An 18,903-nucleotide genomic window follows, 5' to 3' on the forward strand; every position below is an offset into this window, starting at 1 on the left:
TAATCGGTAGTTTATGTGTGGAGTAATTGGAGTCGCTGGACCAGATCAGGTTAGTTATGCGTTATTTTATGGTTTAAGTCTTTTGCAACATAGAGGTCAAGATGCTGCAGGTATCGCAACTATGGATCAAGGGCACTTTTTTATCCGTAAAAATACAGGACTAGTAAATGATGTATTTACAGATGAGAAATTAGAGAAGTCAAAAGGTAAAATGGGTATAGGTCATGTAAGATACCCAACAGTAGGAAGCTTGGGTGCTGCAGATAGTCAGCCTTTTTATGTAAATAATCCTCATGGTATAGTTTTTGCTCATAATGGTAACTTGACTAATGTTCCAGAGCTTGTACAAATGCTCCATAATATTGAAAGACGCCATCTTAATACAAGTTCAGATTCCGAATTATTACTCAACTTTTTTGCTTGTGGTATGAATAAATCAAAAGGTTGTCCAATTCCAGATGCTGTTTATAAAGCATGTGAGTTTGTCTTTGAGCATGTCAAAGGTGGCTATGCTTGCACTGCAATGATAGCAGATTTTGGTTTAATTGCTTTTAGAGATTCTTATGGTATTCGCCCACTTGTGCTTGGTTTTAAAGAGTACGATAATGGTGATAAAGCCTATATGGTTGCTAGTGAGAGTGTTGCTTTAGATATTTCAGGATTTAAAGTATTGCGTGATGTAGAGCCTGGTGAGGTGATAATAATCACTGAAGATAGAAAGGTTCATTCTAAAATCTGTGCAAAAAATCCAGTATTAGCACCATGTCTATTTGAATATGTCTATTTTGCTCGACCAGATAGTATTATGAATGGTGTTAGTGTTTATCAAGCGCGTGTTGATGCAGGTAAAATTTTAAGCAAGAGAATCAAAGAGTCATGGAAAGATAAGGATATCGATATTGTTATTCCTGTACCGGAGACAGGTAGAGCTTCTGCTCAAGAGATTGCAACAGCACTAGGTGTAGAATACCGTGAAGGCTTTGTTAAGAACCGCTATATTGGTAGAACATTTATCATGCCGGAATCAGTTGATAGAAAGAATTTTGTAAGAAGAAAACTAAACCCTATTCCAGCAGAATTTAAGGATAAAAATGTTCTACTTGTTGATGACTCTATTGTAAGGGGTACAACATCAAAACGCATTATTGAAATGATTAGAGATTTAGGTGCTAAATCTGTTTATTTTGCTTCGGTATCTCCGGCAGTTCGTTATCCAAATGTGTATGGTATTGATATGCCGGTTAAGTCAGATTTAATTGCTCATGGTAAGACCATAGAGGAAATTCGCCAGTGGATTGGTGTAGATGGGTTGATATATTTACCATTAGAGGATTTAAAAGAGATTATTCAACAGCAAAATCCTAAGATTAGAGAGTTTGAGGATAGTGTTTTCTCTGGTAATTACATTACAGGTGATGTTGATGATGTTTATCTAGATGTGCTAGAGAAACATCGTAAAGAGTTAAAAGAATTAGAAAAATATAGGTTTGATAACTAATGATTAGGATTTTTAAAGGTTTAAGTGCATTCTCTTCTTTTAGAAGAGAAAAAATTTTAGCCGATGTTAAAAAAATATCTAGTAAAGTTGAGTCAATATCAGCGCAATATATTCACGTTGTTGAAATTGATCAAGAGCTTAACAGTAAGCAAGAGCAGATTATTAAATCTTTACTTAACTACAATAGAGAGTATGGTTTAGCTCAACCAAAAGGTCATACTTTTATGACGGCGCCAAGAGTTGGTACAATATCACCGTGGTCTTCTAAAGCTACTGATATTATCCGTAATACGGGGATTAATGAGGTTAAGCGAGTAGAAAGAGCAGTTTTATTTGGTGTAGAGGGTCAAGTTTCTGCTACTGAGCTAAAGGAGATTGAAAACTTAGTTCATGATCGTATGGTTGAAGAGATCTTCTCATCAAAAGATGATTTACAACGCCTATTTGAAGCTAGAACTCCTAGAGCTTTAGAATTTATCAATGTTTTAGAAAATGGTCAGCAGGCTATCAAAGATGCTGATAAAAAGCTTGGTTTAGCACTTAGTGAACAAGAGATAGCATATCTATCATCTGAATATAATAAGCTAGGTAGAAACCCAACAGATACAGAGTTGTATATGTTTGCGCAAGCTAACTCAGAGCATTGTAGGCATAAAATATTCAATGCTAAGTGGACAATCGATGGTCAAGAGCAAGATAAATCATTGTTCAAGATGATTCAAAATACAACAGAGAAATCTCCACAAGGAGTACTCTCTGCATACAAGGATAATGCTGCTGTGATAGAGGGTACAACAGCGCAAAGGTTCTACTCAAATACGCAAACAGGTATTTATAATTTCCACCAAGAAGAAGTTGATATTCTGATGAAAGTTGAGACACATAATCACCCTACAGCTATTGCACCATTTAGTGGTTCAGCAACTGGCGTTGGTGGTGAGATTCGTGATGAAGGTGCAACAGGTCTTGGTGCAAAACCAAAAGCTGGTCTAACTGGTTTTACAGTTTCAAACCTAAATATTCCAGGTTTTGAGCAGGCTTGGGAGACTAGTAAATATGGTAAGCCTAATCATATCGTGACACCGTTACAGATAATGCTAGAAGCGCCTATCGGTGGAGCACATTATTCAAATGAATTTGGTCGTCCAAACCTAAATGGTTATTTCCGTACTTTTGAGCAAGCTGCAAATACCTCTAGAGGTAAAGAAATATTTGGTTATCATAAGCCAATTATGATTGCTGGTGGTATGGGTAATATCAAAAGAATGCATGTTGAGAAAGGTGATATCAAAGTTGGTGCTAAGCTAATATGTCTTGGTGGTCCAGCAATGCGTATTGGTTTAGGTGGTGGTGCAGCATCATCAGTAGTTTCATCCGAGGCAAATTCAGAGTTAGATTTTGCCTCAGTTCAGCGTGATAATGCTGAGATGGAGCGCCGTTGCCAAGAGGTTATTGATAGATGTTGGCAAATGGGTGAAAATAATCCGATTACATTTATCCATGATGTTGGAGCTGGTGGTATATCAAATGCGTTTCCTGAGCTTGTCAAAGACGGCAGTGTTGGCGGTTACTTTGAGCTTAGAAAAGTAAATGTTGGTGAAGAAGGGCTTTCGCCACTAGAAATATGGTCAAATGAATCGCAAGAGAGATATGTGCTATCAATAGATCCCGAGTCACTAGAGCTTTTTGAACAGTTGTGTCAAAGAGAAAGATGCCCATTTGCTGTGGTTGGTGAAGCTATTTCAGAGAAACATATCACCTTAAACGATGAGTATTTTGGTAATAAACCAGTTGATTTACCAATGGAGTTGTTATTCGGTAATACGCCACAAATGCATATTAATGTTAAGACTGTTAAAGTTGAGCAAGATGTTTTTGATACAAGTACTATCAAGCTTGATGATGCAATTGAGCGGGTGCTAAAAGTACCAGCTGTAGCTTCTAAATCTTTTTTAATCACGATTGGTGATAGAAGTATTACAGGTATGGTTGCGCGTGATCAGATGGTTGGGCCATGGCAAGTACCAGTTGCCGACTGTGCTGTGACAACTGCTACAGTAGATAGTAAAGCTGGTGAGGCAATGGCGATGGGCGAAAGAACTCCAGTGGCTACTATAAATGCTGCTGCTTCAGGTAGATTAGCAATCGCAGAGGCTGTGACAAACTTATTAGCCGCGGATATACAAAAACTAAGTGATATTCGCCTCTCAGCAAACTGGATGGTTGCTGCAAATCATGGTGATGAAAACCAAAAACTATACGAGATTGTCAAAGCAGTTGGCATGGAATTTTGCCCAGAGTTAGGTATCGCAATACCTGTTGGCAAAGACTCAATGTCAATGAAAACTAGGTGCTCAGATGACAACGGTCAATATAAATCTGTAACGTCGCCATTATCATTAGTCATTTCAGGTTTTTCACCGGTGGCAAATGCACGCAAGACTTTAACACCAGTTTTAGTTGATGATAGTGACACAACTTTATTACATATTGATTTATCAAATGGTGCTGGCAGACTTGGAGCTTCATGCCTAGCACAAGCTTATAACCAAATTGGTAATATAGCTCCTGATGTTGAGGCTTCTAAGCTAAAAGTGTTATTTGAAAATATCACTAAGCTCAAAGCTCAAAATAAAATCTTAGCATATCATGATGTATCAGATGGTGGTGTGTTTGCTACTCTATCAGAGATGTCATTTGCTGGGCGTAAAGGTTTAGATGTTAAGCTACAAACTCAAGATGTATTAGCTAAACTTTTTGCTGAAGAAGTTGGTGTTGTTATCCAAGTTAGAAATAATGACGTAGCGCTAGTTGAAGAGTTGTTTAGAGATACCCAAATTCATCTGCGTGTAATAGCTAATCTAAACTCTAGAGATGAGCTAAATATATTTGTAAATGATGAAAAAGTATACTCAAATATGCGTGTAAATCTACAAAGATGGTGGGCTGAAACTTCATATCATATTCAGTCGATCCGTGATAATAGCGAATGTGCTAAGCAGGAGTTTGATAGTATTTTAAATACTGGTGACAAGGGTATCCATGTAGAGGCTACTTTTGATATTGAAGAAGATATCACTGCAAACTTTATTAATGTTAAGAAGCCAAAAGTTGCAATCTTAAGAGAGCAAGGTGTCAACGGACAAGTTGAAATGGCAGCAGCATTTACAACCGCAGGTTTTGAGGCTCATGATGTACACATGTCAGATCTTCATGCGGGTCGTGTAACTTTAGCTGACTTCAAAGTATTAGTAGCCTGTGGTGGTTTTTCGTATGGTGATGTTCTAGGTGCTGGTGGTGGCTGGGCAAAAAATATTCTATTTACGGAGAAGCTAAGAGATGAGTTTAGCAAATTCTTTGGTCGTGATGATACTTTAGCACTAGGTGTGTGTAATGGTTGTCAAATGCTGGCACAACTTAAATCACTAATCAAAGGTGCTGAAAACTGGCCGATATTTATCAAAAATAAATCGGAACAGTTTGAGGCTAGAGTTTCTATGGTTGAGATTCAAGAATCTGACTCTATTTGGTTTGCTGATATGGCAGGTACAAAGGCGCCGATTGCTGTAGCTCATGGTGAGGGTCGTCCACTATTTGAGAATGATTCCGAGCAACAAGCTATGTTAGCAAGTTCTCAAATAGCTCTTAAATATATCGATGGACAAGGTCAGGCTACGGAGATGTATCCATATAATCCAAATGGTGCAGTAAATGGTCTAACAGCTGTAACAGCACTAGATGGTCGTGTACTTGCGATGATGCCACATCCAGAGCGTGTCTATAGGGCGATTACAAACTCATATATCCCAGAAGAATATAATGAGTATTCTGTATGGATGAGAATGTTTAGAAATACTAGAAAGTGGATTGGGTAGAGTTAAGTCTTTCAAGGAGAGATTAGTTGATCGAAATTACCAAAGTAACAATATTTTTAATATCGTTGATTCTACGATTTCTTTTTGAGCGGATAAATCTAGTCTTATATTTGATTTGTGTTTGTTATAAGGAAGCATATTATCGTATGCTATTTGTTTGTTGTGCAAAAAAATCTATAAGATAATTGACAAATTTATATCAAGACTAATAAGATCAAGTATGTTCTGATATTTTTTCTTTTAGCGAGTTACTGGGATATCGGTTAATGTTTGGTTTTCTAAAGAGATTTACAAGCTTTATAGTAGCTGGATATTATTATCAGCAACATTTTAGAAGTGTTTTGGGTATTGACAATAATATATTCAAGATCTTTTTCTGATAATTTTTATGCTGTTAATGGAATATTTACATTACTACTTCCAATCATAAAATGGTTTATTATACTATTTTACTTGTTTAATTTTATTAATCTTTACTGATATATTTTTTGTTCCTGGAGCCGTTCTTGTAAAGTATACGGATCAAAATGAAGATAGGTTATTTACTAAATATCTTGGTCAATTATTATCTTTGTTTGCTTTAATTCCATTTACATGGTTTTCTGTAATAATACTTATTATACCTAAGGGTATAAGAGTTTAATTCTTGAGATGACGCTGTTGATGTGGTATTTAGAGTTTTAGAAAAATATCGATGCTAAACTATGGTTTAAGAGTTGTTTGTATTTTGTTAAACAAATTTAAATAAACCATGGAGGTGATGATGCTATAGATTTTTAGTTTAATTAGCATTTGCAGAAATAGATTATTTAATCTTAATCTATTTCTGAGATTTAGAGATCGAATCTGATGGAATGACACGCTATTTTGGGGAGGGTAAGTCTGACACAATGACGCCTATTGGTTTAAGGTTACATCTCTTCATCAACAGTAAGGGGATTCTTATAATCAAAATCAACAACGATATTTTATTGGTATAAATTAGCGAGTTAGGTACAGAGGTTTGAGCAATTATAAATGCGACAACAAACCATGAGTATATGTGGTCTGGTGATATTCGAGTTTGGTCAGGAGTTTCTCCTATGTTATTCGCAGTAGTTTGTAATCTCATGGTAATAAAATTAAATATCAAGGCAAAGAATACCTTATATATAATCATGGCTTAGCGTAACATAGCTGTATTTGATATTGTCATACATAGTGAATATTAGTGCTATCTTAGCAATGAAACTAACACAGAAAACTATCCATTTAGACTAAGGTTTGAAGTTATTTATACTCTAGAAGCTAATAAACTTATCGCAGAATACAATATTATAAATCTTGATGAAAATATTGCATCGTGTGGTTTTGGAGCACACCGGGCATTTGCTGGTCCTTTTGATTATAAACATTAGTTTAGTGATTATGAGATAATATTCTCAGAGCTAGAGTTAGGTTTTCATCCAATTACACCAGAGGTTTTTATACAGGAGAAGCTAAGCACTTTAAGCTATCTAAAATTGAGTTAGATAGTCATACTTTTGATAATGATGCTTTAGTGTATAGTGGCTTTACCTATAAAGCTATATTAGCTGAAAAAGGCTCAAAGCTTTATATACAAGTAAATTTTGATGGTTTTTAGTATCTCGGACTGTGGTCAAAACCAGCATAGCTCACATATACCAAAGTGATTATAAATGTAGATGTAGCTATAAGCTTTTCATATTATTTTCTTTTTAAATTAACTAAATTGACTTTACCACAACTATAATAATATAGTTTTTTAGTTAAATTATTGTGGTTTAAGTTTAGAAACTATCAAGCCAATGTTTATTATAACAAAATAACTCAAGTGAATTAGTAAATATGATGGCATATTATTTATTTATAAATATGTTGACAATATGACTCTATTTGAGAAAATTAAGCTATATTTAAGTTGAATCAAATAGTTCATGATTTACTGTCATGCTTGTGCCTTAGCACTAAGTGTGCTTGCAGGTGTTTTATTTAGATAAGGTAGTCAAATGATAAAAAGATATGATATAGCAGAAATCTCAAAAATTTGGGCAGATGAGAATAAATATGCAAAAATGTTAGAGGTTGAGCTTGCGATTTTAGAGGCACTTGAAGATAGAATGGTACCCAAAGGTACAGCGGCAGAGATTCGTGCAAAAGCACAAATTAGACCAGAAAGAGTCGATGAGATAGAAAAAGTTACAAAGCATGATATCATTGCATTTTGTACTTCTATCGCTGAGCAGTTTAGAGCAGAGACTGGTAAATTTTTTCATTTTGGTGTTACATCTTCTGATATTATTGACTCAGCTCTTAGCCTACAAATCCGTGATTCTATGAGTTATGTTATCAAAGATCTAGAGGCGCTTTGTGGCTCGCTACTTGCGAAAGCTCAACAAACAAAAGATATCATCACTATGGGTAGAAGTCATGGCATGTTTGCTGAGCCAATGAGCTTTGGGCAGAAGTTTTTGGGAGCTTATGTAGAATTCAAGCGTAGACTAAAAGATCTAAAAGACTTCCAAAAAGAAGGTCTAACAGTACAATTCTCTGGAGCAGTTGGTAACTACTGTATATTAACTACAGAAGATGAGCAAAAAGCGGCTGATATTTTGGGCTTACCTGTAGAAGAGGTTTCTACACAAGTTATTCCTAGAGATAGGATTGCTAAACTTATATCTATACACGGACTTATAGCCTCTGCTATCGAGAGATTAGCTGTAGAGATCAGGCATTTACACCGTAGTGATGTTTTTGAAGTATATGAAGGCTTCTCTAAAGGGCAAAAAGGTTCATCAACTATGCCACATAAGAAAAATCCAATTTCTACAGAAAATCTAACAGGTATGGCAAGAATGCTGCGTTCTCATGTTTCTCTAGCTCTAGAGAATTGTGTACTATGGCATGAGCGAGATATTTCTCACTCTTCAGCAGAGCGTTTTTATCTGCCAGATAACTTTGGTATCATGGTTTATGCTCTGCGTAGAATAAAAAATACTATTGATAACCTAGTAATACAACAAGATATTATTGAAGATAGAGTTAGAAGTACTAGTGCTTATTTATCAAGTTTTTACTTGCACTTCTTAGTAGCAAATACGCCATTTATGCGTGAGGATTGCTACAGGATTGTGCAGCAAGTTGCTTTTGATCTTAAGCAAGGAGAATCTTTCTCTAAGAAATTACAAGAAGTTATGCAAGATGAACATAATATTAGTTTGGATATCCCTGAGATGGATTTTGATGGTATTAAGAAAACTTATCTAAAAGAGATTGATCATGTTTTTGAGCGATCTATCAAAGCTTAGAATATGTCGTTTTCAGTATTACACTTATTTGCTGCTCCTAAACTCTAAGTAAAATTATAGTTTTCGAATTACTTTTACAGGAGGTGGTGCTGGAGGGACTTACTGGAGTATAATATTACTAAGCTTACAGGATATTAATATTTAAAAATGTATTAGAAGCATAAAATCTAAAGGCTTTGTATCTTATAATGTTATTTAGACAAATAAAAACAGTTTTTAAAATACCTAAGTACATGGTATATACTCTTAATTATATATAGTATATTAAGGTTTTTTATCTCTTACTATCCATTTTCAGTGCAAGCTTTGGTAAATCTAGTTGGTGTAAGCTTTTCGATAAGACCAGTTATATCGTTGATAACGAGTTTATTTTATTAACTGAGGTTTTTTTGTCATAATCTTTAAACTAAAGCTTATTTAGGATATCAATTGTTGAAACTAAGATAATATCTACTACTTATAGCGTCGATTTCAATGATTTGATAAAAATTAATGTTATAGAGAAAATCAATAGAGTATTTGAACTGAAGTTTTTACAAAAGTCGGTTTCAGCGATATTTATAATCATACTTGATATATTCTTACAGACATTTTTTTTGTGATTATTTTAGTATTTTATCATTCTATGTTTTTAGTCTTTGATATATTGTACATGCATTGTATTAGCTATTTTTATTCCTATGAGAGCTGGTTATGAGGCAGGTCTAAAAGAATCAAATAATATTTATGATATTGTTTACTGGTTTGGATATTTGACAGCGTCCAGAATATAGCTTGGTTAAAAAAGTAAATGCTAAATTATGTAAACTAATTTAGATGCTAGAGATAACTTTTTTAGCGTAATATTCAGATAACATGTTTATATTGGTTTGACATATGTCTTTATTAATATCTTATTTAGGTATTGGTAGTTATCTAATAATTAATGGTCAACTATCAATTGGTAAGCTTATTGCTTCAGAGATATTTGTAAATATTTGTGCTATTAGGGTTACTGAAATTTAGTCAATATCTTTATGATTGTTATGGTTTTATGGTAGCAATCCGTAAGATTTTGATCTTTTAGAGATTTCTAAAAAAGGTCAGCCAACATACTAGCATAAAACTTGCTATATGAGAAAATTAGATAAGCTCATTAAAATCATAATTTGACTATACTCAAAGTCATTTTAATAATCTTTGCCTGAAGACCAGAAGAAGCACAAAATAATATATCTGCATCAATTGGGGTAGATTAGGTAAGTGGTATGTCTTTGAGGATGATTCGATCAAAAAATGTGATCCAATAGTTGAAGTTCTAGACTTAGATACAGAAGTTGTCTCAATACTAGAAGAAGAAAAAGCAGCAATTGAGCTAAGTATAAAATCTGTAAAACTAGCTATAAAAAATGCTAAAAATAAAAGATATAAGATATATATATCTTGTTGATAAAGGACCAACAACTATAAAAGAACAGTTACAAAATTAACCATCAAATATAAAATAGCGATTGTAAATCTTTCTTTATCTTAATGAGTATTTTATAATCTAATGGATATTTATTTCAAACGATTTGTTTTAGGTGTTTAAATGGATAAAAAAATAGTAAAACATATTGCTAAACTATCTTGTTTTGATTTGACTGAAGAGCAGTTAGAGCAGTATACCAAAGATCTTACCAATATCTGTAAGATTCTAGATACAGTCAAAAAAATCGATGCTCAGGGAGTCAAACCAATGATATCTCCGATTAGTGTTGATTTTAAATTTCGTGAAGATATACCTCAAGATCAAGATAATCGTGCAAGTTTTAATAAATTTGCTTGTGAAATTGTCGATAATTACTTTATGGTGCCACAGGTTGTTAAATAGGGTGAGCAATGTCATATATTAAGAAATTAAGAGCTAGATTAGATAGTAGTGAAGTAACAGCTGTTGAGTTAACTAAGCAGTATCTAGCAAAAATAAAAGAACAAGATAAGAGTGTAAATTCTGTAATCACGCTATGTGAAGCAGAGGCTCTCAAAGAGGCAGAAATAGCAGATAGTATAATATCTCAAGGCAAACAATCACTGTTAACAGGTATTCCTATTCTGCATAAGGATATTTTTTGTACTAATGGTGTAAAAACTACAGCTGGTTCTAAGATGTTAGATAATTTTATTGCGCCATATGATTCAACAGTAACGAAAAACTGTAAAGATCATGGTATGGTTACTTTAGGTAAGCTAAATATGGATGAGTTTGCGATGGGTTCAACCAATGAGCATAGTTACTATGGAGCTGTTAGTAATCCTTGGGATTTAGATAGAGTGCCTGGAGGATCTTCAGGTGGTTCAGCTGCGGCAGTTGCTGCAGGCTTTGCTCCAGTAAGTACAGGTTCAGATACCGGTGGATCTGTTAGACAACCTGCTAGCTTTTGTGGTCTTACAGCAATGAAGCCTACTTATGGTAGTACATCAAGGTTTGGTATGATAGCGTTTGCATCATCTTTTGATCAAGCGGGGATTTTTGCCCACTATGCTGAAGATGTCGCGATTATGTTAGATGCAATTGCTGGGGAGTGTCAGTTTGACTCTACTTGTGTTGGTGTTAAACAAAACCATTTTACCCAAGATCTACAAAAAGATATCTCAGGTAAAGTAATTGGTATTGATGAAAGTTTGATCAAAGACCTACCAGATCAAATCCAACAAGTAGTAGCAACAGCACTTAAAAACTTTGAGAAGTTAGGTGCCAAGATAAAATCTGTAAAAGTTCCAGATTTAAAAGAAGCTTTATCAATTTACTATATCATAACTCCTGCAGAAGCAGCAGCAAACTTGGCTAGATATGATGGTGTTCGATATGGTTATCGTAATCCAGAAGCTAGAGATTTAGATGAGTTATATATAAAATCGCGTACCTATGGCTTTGGTGAAGAGGTTAAGCGTAGAATTATGATTGGTAACTATGTCTTAGCGTCGAGCCAGTATGATTCTTACTATAATAAGGCTCAGCAGTTGCGTAAAGTAATGACATATCAAATTAACGAAATATTTACGCAAGTTGATGCTATTTTTATGCCAGCATCCCCAAGCGAAGCATTTAAAAAAGGCGATAAGCTAGATCCAGTTTCAGCATATTTATCAGATATCTATACTATTCCTGCTAATATCTCAGGTTTGCCAGCTATTGCGTTTCCTATTGGTTTTGCTAATGGTTTACCAGTTGGTGGACAGCTTATGGCTAAAGCATTTAATGATAATATATTGACTCAGATGGTAGTACAATATCAAAACCATTATGGTATTGAAGAATTTATTTTAGAACAAGCGAGGATTTAATAGTGAATTGGGAAATGGTGATAGGGCTAGAGGTCCATATTCAATTAAGTACTAAATCTAAGCTGTTTTCGACTTCTGCAACAAAGTATGTGCAGCACCAAAATACCCAAGCAGCATTTTTAGATTTAGGCTTGCCTGGAACATTGCCAGTGGTAAACAAAGAGGCAATTCGTAAAGCAGTAATATTTGGTTTAGCTGTAGATGCTAAGATTTCAAAAGATAGTTTCTTTGCACGAAAAAATTATTTTTATCCAGATTTGCCAAAAGGTTATCAGATTAGCCAATCGACTAATCCGATAGTCCAAGAAGGTAAAATAGAAATTGAGACTTCAAATGGGATAAAAAATATCAGAATAGAGCGTGCACATTTAGAAGAAGATGCTGGTAAGTCTGTTCATGGTTATATCGCTGGTGAGACAGGTTTAGATTATAACCGTGCTGGTAAGCCACTTTTAGAGATTGTGACATATCCTGATTTTAGATCAGCAGAAGAGGTTGTTGCTTATCTTAAAAAACTTCATCAGTTGGTTAAGCATTTAGGTATCTGTGATGGTAATATGCAAGAAGGTTCATTTAGATGTGATGTAAACTTGTCTATCAGACCACATGGGCAAGTAGAGTTTGGTACTCGTGCTGAACTTAAAAATATAAACTCATTTAGGTTTATTGATAAAGCTATAGAGTGTGAATATGTTCGTCAAGTTGCTGTATTAGGGTCAGGAGGTGAAGTTGTGCAAGAAACACGTCTTTATGATGCAGATGCTAATGAGACGCGTTCAATGCGTTCTAAACAGGATGCTTTTGATTATCGTTATTTCCCAGACCCGGATTTACTACCATTGATGGTAACCGATGAGTATATTGAAAGTATTAAAAAGCAAATGCCTCTTAAACTAGAAGAGCGTGAAGCAATGTATCGTGAGCATTTGGCAGATCAAGAAGTTGAGTTTTTACTATCAAATCTTGAGATAGCTGACTATTATGATCAAATAGCAGTTGGGATAGGGCACAAGCCAGCTTATAACTGGATAACAGTTGATCTAATATCAACTCTTAATAAAGCTGAAAAAGAGTTCTCCGTTGATGTGATTCCCGCAGAGATTCTTTTAGAGATTATTGCTAATGTACAGAAAAATGTTATCTCACAGGCTAATGCTAAAAAAGTTATAGCTGAATATATTGATTCAGCAGCTTCTGTTGAATCTATTATTGAGAAGCTAGGTTTGAAGCAAATATCTGATGAGGGTGCGATTCGAGAATTGGTCCAAGGCATAATAGCAGCTAACCCTCAACAAGCATCTGACTTTAAAGCTGGTAAGACTAAGCTTATGAGCTTTTTTGTAGGGCAGACTATGAAAGCAAGTAAAGGTAAAGCAAACCCTAAGCAAGTTAATCAAATAGTTCAAGAAGAGCTAAATAAATTAGGAAAATATAATGAATACAAATAAATTTTACTATGAACTTATGAAGCTAAATGTTTTAAGTAGTAGCTATGTTGATGATAGTTATAAAGCAGCGTGGCAAGGGAATGTCTATCCTTTTTTTCATGATAGCAAATATGAGTTTCATTATGAGGTAGCTAAATACTTTGATAGAGCAGATGAGAAAACTATTGATAAGTTATGTTCTCTACTAGATAATTATGTTGATGAAAGATCAGACTTTACTAATTTCGAAGCAAAAGTTGAAAAAGTTGTTGGAAAAGGTAATGTTTACTATGTTCTAAATTATATTTTTAGAGCTGGTCAATATAAGAAACTTTTAGCAAATATTAGGCTAAATAAAATTCATTTTAGTCAACATTTTATCGATCGTTTTGAAGCTGGTGGATATTTCGATTAATAACTCTTAATTTTCTTTATTACAATTTTATTCCTAAATATTCTTTAGCAATGTATCAAAAGTGCTTTGTGTACTTAATAAGTTGGGTGAACACTATCTCAGAATATAAACTTTTCGGGGATATCACAGAGTTTACCAGTTTCAGCAGATAAAATTGCACTAGTAATATCTGGAGTTATAGGTATTTTACTCATATCTATTTTGCTAGTAGGGTACCTATCGCTAGTGCTTCTTTGTAGTAGTGTTGGCTCATGGTTTGATGTTAACAAGCCTTCATAGAAATCGCTCATAGACTGATTGTTAAGTTGATAAGCAAAATATCCACCACTTCAGCAGTTTTGTATGTTTTGTTTGGATCTATCGAAGTTTGGTATTTTTTATTAAAATTATCCGTACCATTAAATAGCATTTCAAAGATTGGATTCATATCAACAAACTCAATATTATTGGTTATATGTAACAAAAATACTTATTTCAGAAGTTTTGATTTCCAATATGTTTTGGTTCAGAAGTTAATCCTAAATTAGGTAGATCGATAATTAATGTTTTCTCTGCATTAATTTTGTTAACTGTAGCTATGATTTTATCAGTTACTTATAAAGTAATAGCATTAATAGAAGCTGGATTTTGATTTGCAGATATTGTTAGATAGTCATTAGCACCAATAAAGAATATTGTTAGATTTTTATTTCGTATCATGATAGCCTTTATCTACAGAATATGCTTTTAGTTCTGCATCTAATGTATAAGTTAGGCTAAGATCTGTCCAGGCTAGTTCAACTACGGTAGCTCCTCCAAAGAGTAATTACTTATTGGGATTTGATTTTGACTTCGTTTAGCAGAGTGGGTCCAAGAGCTATTTGAAAACATTCATCTATAATGGAGTAGGCTTTGGGATGATTCTACTTAGTATACTTATATAAATTGCCAGAGTCACTTAAGCTATCTCCAAATATAAGTACTCTTTGTTACATCTTTTAGTTTAGTATTGCTATATATGCATATTTTGGACATGCAGAAATTGTAATATTGGTATTCGATATTTTAACGTTGTGGTTTAACTATGCCAGCTATAAGCTAGAGTCGCTTCCTTGATGTTTACAGCTATATCACCAACTAAGTTATTAAAAGTATACTTCCCTAAACTGTATTGTATTGAACCATTATGCTGTAAGTTTTTAGAATGATAACAGATATCTATTATTGATTTATAATCTTTCTCATTTGTATACTGTCCGAGATTTATATGGTGAGTTAGCAATTTCTGATTAGTAATCGTTTTACTGTACTATTTCTAGGTAAAACATTCTTTACTAGAGCCTGAGAAGTCTTTTTTATTAGTTGTTGTCGCCCAAACCATCACCTAAATTTAAGAAACAGCCCGCAATAGCATAGATACTGTTTGTATTGACATTAAAACTACCAATATTATTAACTTACTTAAAGAGACATTTCATGCTGCATCCATATTATAAACATAACCAGTATTAAAACCAGCAGCTATATCTTTAGTCGATTTCTGTGCATAAAATAGTCCTGTTGAAAAAAATAAACTAGTTATCATTAGAGCCAAAAACTGTGACATTAGCATTACATATATCATTTAATAATTTAGAGAAACATTTGTCACTTTACCAGGAGAAAGGAATTTTTTTGTTATTTGACCTGAAGAGTTTATTTCTTCCAGTAGTTAATAAAAAAGTGAAGTATCAAGATTACCAAATATAACAAAAGCATTACCTAAAGTTCAGTAGTATTAAACTCTATTTCTGTAGTTACATAATACCCAACATTTGATATAGATTTGGGGCGTACATAGATTTCAGATAGTGGCCTATAGACTATCATTCCTAGGCTTTACCAGCTAAGAAGAAGGCTATTACATACTGAGTAGTTTTACAGCTGCATAGAGTTTTGGAGAGTCAGGGTGGTAGTAATGGCAGTAATAAATGTACACACATATTACCTAAAAAACATGTTAAGAGAACTAACAAAGGAATATATTGTTAAATTTTTAGTATCAAAATCTGCATTTTACCTATTTTATTAGTATGTTTGTTTGACTCTGAGGACTTGATATTGATGATTTTATCAGGATTACACTTGGCTTTAGATGAATGAACTCATTATTTCTTGATATATTAATGAGCACCAGCTCCATCTATTAGTAACTTATCTCCATATTCAAGCTTAGGTAAAAATACACCATCATTCAAAAAATTATGCTGCATACAGCTAGTTTTCTTATAATCTCTTGCTTTTAGGTGATAGATTGGATGCCTATAGTTAGATATTGGTTGGTATGGTATGTATCCCAGCATCTGTTATTAAGATCTGAAAATTCTCATTTTGTTCTCTATTGCCAACTATGGTTTTTAATAGTGCTATTTAATAAACCAATCAAAATACTCCCTAGCTCAACAAATAGTTTGGTTTTGTTATTGATTAAATGGAGCTATTATTGTCGTGGTATATAGCTCTAAATCAAATGGACTGTATGGTTGTAATTATTTATCGCTTAGAGTTGGACTTATTCCTGCTAAACCACCACCTAAATCTATCCAGTCTAAACTAAGCTTATACTTTGTTAGAATTATCTAGCTAGTCTAGCAATATTTTTTGTGATTGCTGCAAATCTAGAGATGTCTCTAATATCTGTACCAATATGACAATGTAGTCCAGCTAATTGAATATTTGGTATTTGTTGTATTTTATTGATGATGGGTAAGTATATCATCATTATTTTGTTCTCCTGCTAAGGCAAATCCAAATCTGGACCAATTTTGTAGAGTTTTATTATCTGCTACTCTTAAGCCAATTTTTGCAGTTATATATAGTCCTTTTGCAATCTTTGTAATACGCAGTATCCCATCAAAGTTATTGCAGTTTATTATAGTATTTAAACGTAGTGCTTTGATTAAGCTTGCATCGTTCTTATTGGACCCATTAAAGATTATATATCTATCCCAGAGCTGTAGTTTTTGTACCAGCTCAACCTTATCACTTTAGACAACTTCGAGGACGAAACCTACTTTATAAAATTTTTGTATAATAGTGCTTAGAGATTGAGTTTTTGCTGAATATACCACTATACTTAGAGCATTTTCATTGATGATGAAACATGGTGAAGCATATTTGTGGACAATTATCTTAATTTGATTGTTTTAAAGTTTATTAAAGACACTTTTAGAATTGCGTAGTTCAGACATTGATTAATTCCTTATTTTTAAAACTATATAGATTTATGGTCAAGCAGATAAAGTAGACAGATATAGATAACTATAAATAATATATAGATAACAGTAGTAATATAGAAAAATGTTTGCATTGTTGACATTTGGAATATAAATCCACCTAAGAAAATGTCATAGAGATTGCCAAATTTAGAAAAAGTGTTGCAATTTCTGATTAGAAAACCAAAATCACTATTTTTAGCTTTACATGCTAAACCTAAATAAGCAAGGTAATGTCCTAGCAAAACTAATCCCAATAGAAGCCTAACTACTAATATCAGGTAAATATTATGCGTAAATCTATGAATATAAATTGCTACAGCTGATATTGCAATAAAATTAATAGCTACTAGCAAAGAAATATTGTTTATCAATTCGTTTGTTAAGAAGCTTATTATAAATATATGACCTATAGTTGCTGAAAATAGGAGTATGGTAAATGTGCAGGCATTGCATAAATAGCAAAAAATGATTGTAGCAAAAAAATTGCTGATTCGTGGACCTATTTTGACAGATTCTGGTGATACTGTTCTTGTTACACTTGTGGCATGGATTGATACAGGTAGCTTTATATGTGGTATTAATCTATTCTTATTTTTAGAAGTTACAGGCAACATCGTTCTAAAAGACATGCTTGGTTTATTAGTACATTTACAATTATTGATAATAATAAGCTGTTTACAGTCTATCAAACATTTGTGCTTAACATGGAGAATATGCTCAGCTTGTCATGGATGAATGGGTATCATTATATAATCACTACTATCAAGCCCTCTGTTATAAAGTTCGTGATTCCAAATTTTATATTGCTCGGTATAATTGATGATCATCCAGTTTTGATAATTGATGTATACGATCATCAATTATCTCGATATGTGCAATATTCTTGTGTATAGATTCAAATTCAGGAGAGTAGAGAATATTCTCAAATTTACTAAGACCAATTTTAGTTTTTGACCCTGGATGATATATGACCAACTGCTCCCCATTCTTCTAGAAAGGCAAGCTGTTGATTTTTAGACATAGTTGTAGTTAACCACTACCAAAGGTTTGAGTAATTTGCAGATTTTATCGTATTTGCAAGTTGTTTTTGTCTTAAACCTCGATAGATATTCATTGATAATTCATTCTCAAAAGAGTTATGCAGTTCATACTCAAATTGTTGCCAGTCATCGTGATTAATGTGTGGATTACTGTTTTTTGCCCAGTTGATAAGTTCATCAATATTTTCAAGAGATCTTTCTTTTTTAGTTAGGCAATCTTGTATAGTTAGTAATATATTCTATTGAGACTTCTAAAGAGGAGTTTTTTTGGAGTTGTATAGTTTTTTTTAGAATAGTTTTAAATTATGGTTATTGATTTACTCTTTTTCGCTACATGACTTGCACTTAACATATATATTAAGGCTATGATTAATCATTTCAGCACCAAACGATTCAACAATTTGCTTTTGCAGAGCTTCAATTTCTGGACTATAGAACTCTTGTATTATATTGCACTTAATACAGATTATATGATCATGATGTTCGCCATTATTTAGCTCATACATTGCTTGCTCATTGTAAAATTTTAAACGATTTATTATCCCTGCTGACTCGAACTGGTTAAGTACTCTGTAAACGGTAGCAATTCCTGTTGAGCTACCCTGTGCTTTAAGTTTAGAAAAAACACCATCAGGACTGAGATGTTTATCCTTGTTTTTTTCAAACAATTTAAGTATTTCAACACGAGGTTGTGTGACTTTAAAACCGAATTCTTTTAAATCAAGATTTTTCGAGTTCATCATTATTTTAGGTAATTTTATAAATTCTAGTATAAGATTATTCGAAAAGCTTAGTTAT

9 protein-coding genes and 8 pseudogenes are annotated in these 18,903 nt (G+C 33.3%); 10 read left to right on the forward strand and 7 right to left on the reverse strand.

Translation table 11 applies throughout. The annotated features are described in order from the left end of the window. The first annotated feature begins 13 nt into the window (after positions 1–13). The 10 genes and pseudogenes from purF to FSC845_RS02560 all read left to right on the forward strand — a co-directional run bounded on the left by purF (position 14) and on the right by FSC845_RS02560 (position 13,829). Positions 14–1,498 (forward strand): amidophosphoribosyltransferase, encoded by a 1,485-nt coding sequence (gene purF / locus FSC845_RS02530; protein WP_064461623.1) that lies wholly within the window; start codon positions 14–16, stop codon positions 1,496–1,498. Next, positions 1,498–5,373, forward strand: a complete 3,876-nt coding sequence (purL, locus tag FSC845_RS02535; protein WP_064461624.1) for a phosphoribosylformylglycinamidine synthase — start codon at positions 1,498–1,500, stop codon at positions 5,371–5,373. Before purF ends, purL begins: the two co-directional genes overlap by 1 nt. A gap of 980 nt (positions 5,374–6,353) precedes the next feature. Continuing rightward, positions 6,354–6,994: pseudogene (locus FSC845_RS09575) on the forward strand (aldose epimerase family protein); the annotation flags it as partial. A 388-nt stretch (positions 6,995–7,382) separates the two neighbouring features. Beyond that, positions 7,383–8,681, forward strand: a complete 1,299-nt coding sequence (purB, locus tag FSC845_RS02540) for an adenylosuccinate lyase (RefSeq protein ID WP_064461625.1) — start codon at positions 7,383–7,385, stop codon at positions 8,679–8,681. Between the two features lie 188 nt (positions 8,682–8,869). Next, a pseudogene (locus FSC845_RS09580) lies at positions 8,870–9,888 on the forward strand (ABC transporter ATP-binding protein); the annotation flags it as partial. Next, a pseudogene (locus tag FSC845_RS08660) lies at positions 9,872–10,144 on the forward strand (hypothetical protein); the annotation flags it as partial. The pseudogenes FSC845_RS09580 and FSC845_RS08660, both read left to right, overlap by 17 nt. A gap of 107 nt (positions 10,145–10,251) precedes the next feature. After that, positions 10,252–10,533, forward strand: coding sequence for an Asp-tRNA(Asn)/Glu-tRNA(Gln) amidotransferase subunit GatC (gene gatC / locus FSC845_RS02545; RefSeq protein ID WP_064461626.1), 282 nt, complete (start codon positions 10,252–10,254; stop codon positions 10,531–10,533). An 8-nt stretch (positions 10,534–10,541) separates the two neighbouring features. After that, the gene (gene gatA, locus FSC845_RS02550) at positions 10,542–11,987 is read left to right on the forward strand and encodes an Asp-tRNA(Asn)/Glu-tRNA(Gln) amidotransferase subunit GatA (protein ID WP_064461627.1); all 1,446 of its coding nucleotides are present in this window, start codon (positions 10,542–10,544) and stop codon (positions 11,985–11,987) included. A gap of 2 nt (positions 11,988–11,989) precedes the next feature. After that, on the forward strand, positions 11,990–13,435 hold the full coding sequence (gatB, locus tag FSC845_RS02555; RefSeq protein ID WP_144416526.1) for an Asp-tRNA(Asn)/Glu-tRNA(Gln) amidotransferase subunit GatB: 1,446 nt from the start codon (positions 11,990–11,992) through the stop codon (positions 13,433–13,435). Continuing rightward, complete coding sequence (locus FSC845_RS02560; protein ID WP_064461628.1) at positions 13,422–13,829, forward strand: hypothetical protein; 408 nt, start codon at positions 13,422–13,424, stop codon at positions 13,827–13,829. Before gatB ends, FSC845_RS02560 begins: the two co-directional genes overlap by 14 nt. A gap of 98 nt (positions 13,830–13,927) precedes the next feature. On the opposite strand, the gene FSC845_RS09420 is transcribed toward FSC845_RS02560, so the two are convergent. The 7 genes and pseudogenes from FSC845_RS09420 to FSC845_RS02585 form a co-directional block, all read right to left on the reverse strand. Beyond that, positions 13,928–14,119, reverse strand: coding sequence for a hypothetical protein (locus FSC845_RS09420; protein ID WP_227806634.1), 192 nt, complete (start codon positions 14,117–14,119; stop codon positions 13,928–13,930). Positions 14,120–15,135: 1,016 nt separating this feature from the next. Further along, positions 15,136–15,629: pseudogene (locus tag FSC845_RS09965) on the reverse strand (DUF3573 domain-containing protein); the annotation flags it as partial. Between the two features lie 3 nt (positions 15,630–15,632). After that, positions 15,633–15,860, reverse strand: a pseudogene (locus tag FSC845_RS09585) (rhizoferrin import MFS transporter FslD); the annotation flags it as partial. Positions 15,861–15,875: 15 nt separating this feature from the next. Further along, positions 15,876–16,984, reverse strand: a pseudogene (gene fslC, locus FSC845_RS02570) (rhizoferrin biosystnesis N-citrylornithine decarboxylase FslC). A gap of 46 nt (positions 16,985–17,030) precedes the next feature. Continuing rightward, positions 17,031–17,558, reverse strand: a pseudogene (locus FSC845_RS09970) (rhizoferrin export MFS transporter FslB); the annotation flags it as partial. Next, a pseudogene (locus FSC845_RS07780) lies at positions 17,530–18,335 on the reverse strand (IucA/IucC family protein); the annotation flags it as partial. The pseudogenes FSC845_RS07780 and FSC845_RS09970, both read right to left, overlap by 29 nt. Positions 18,336–18,422: 87 nt before the next feature. After that, positions 18,423–18,845 (reverse strand): Fur family transcriptional regulator, encoded by a 423-nt coding sequence (locus FSC845_RS02585; protein WP_064461631.1) that lies wholly within the window; start codon positions 18,843–18,845, stop codon positions 18,423–18,425. Positions 18,846–18,903 lie beyond the last annotated feature (58 nt).

This window comes from Francisella persica ATCC VR-331 (assembly GCF_001653955.1).
GTDB lineage: Bacteria > Pseudomonadota > Gammaproteobacteria > Francisellales > Francisellaceae > Francisella > Francisella persica.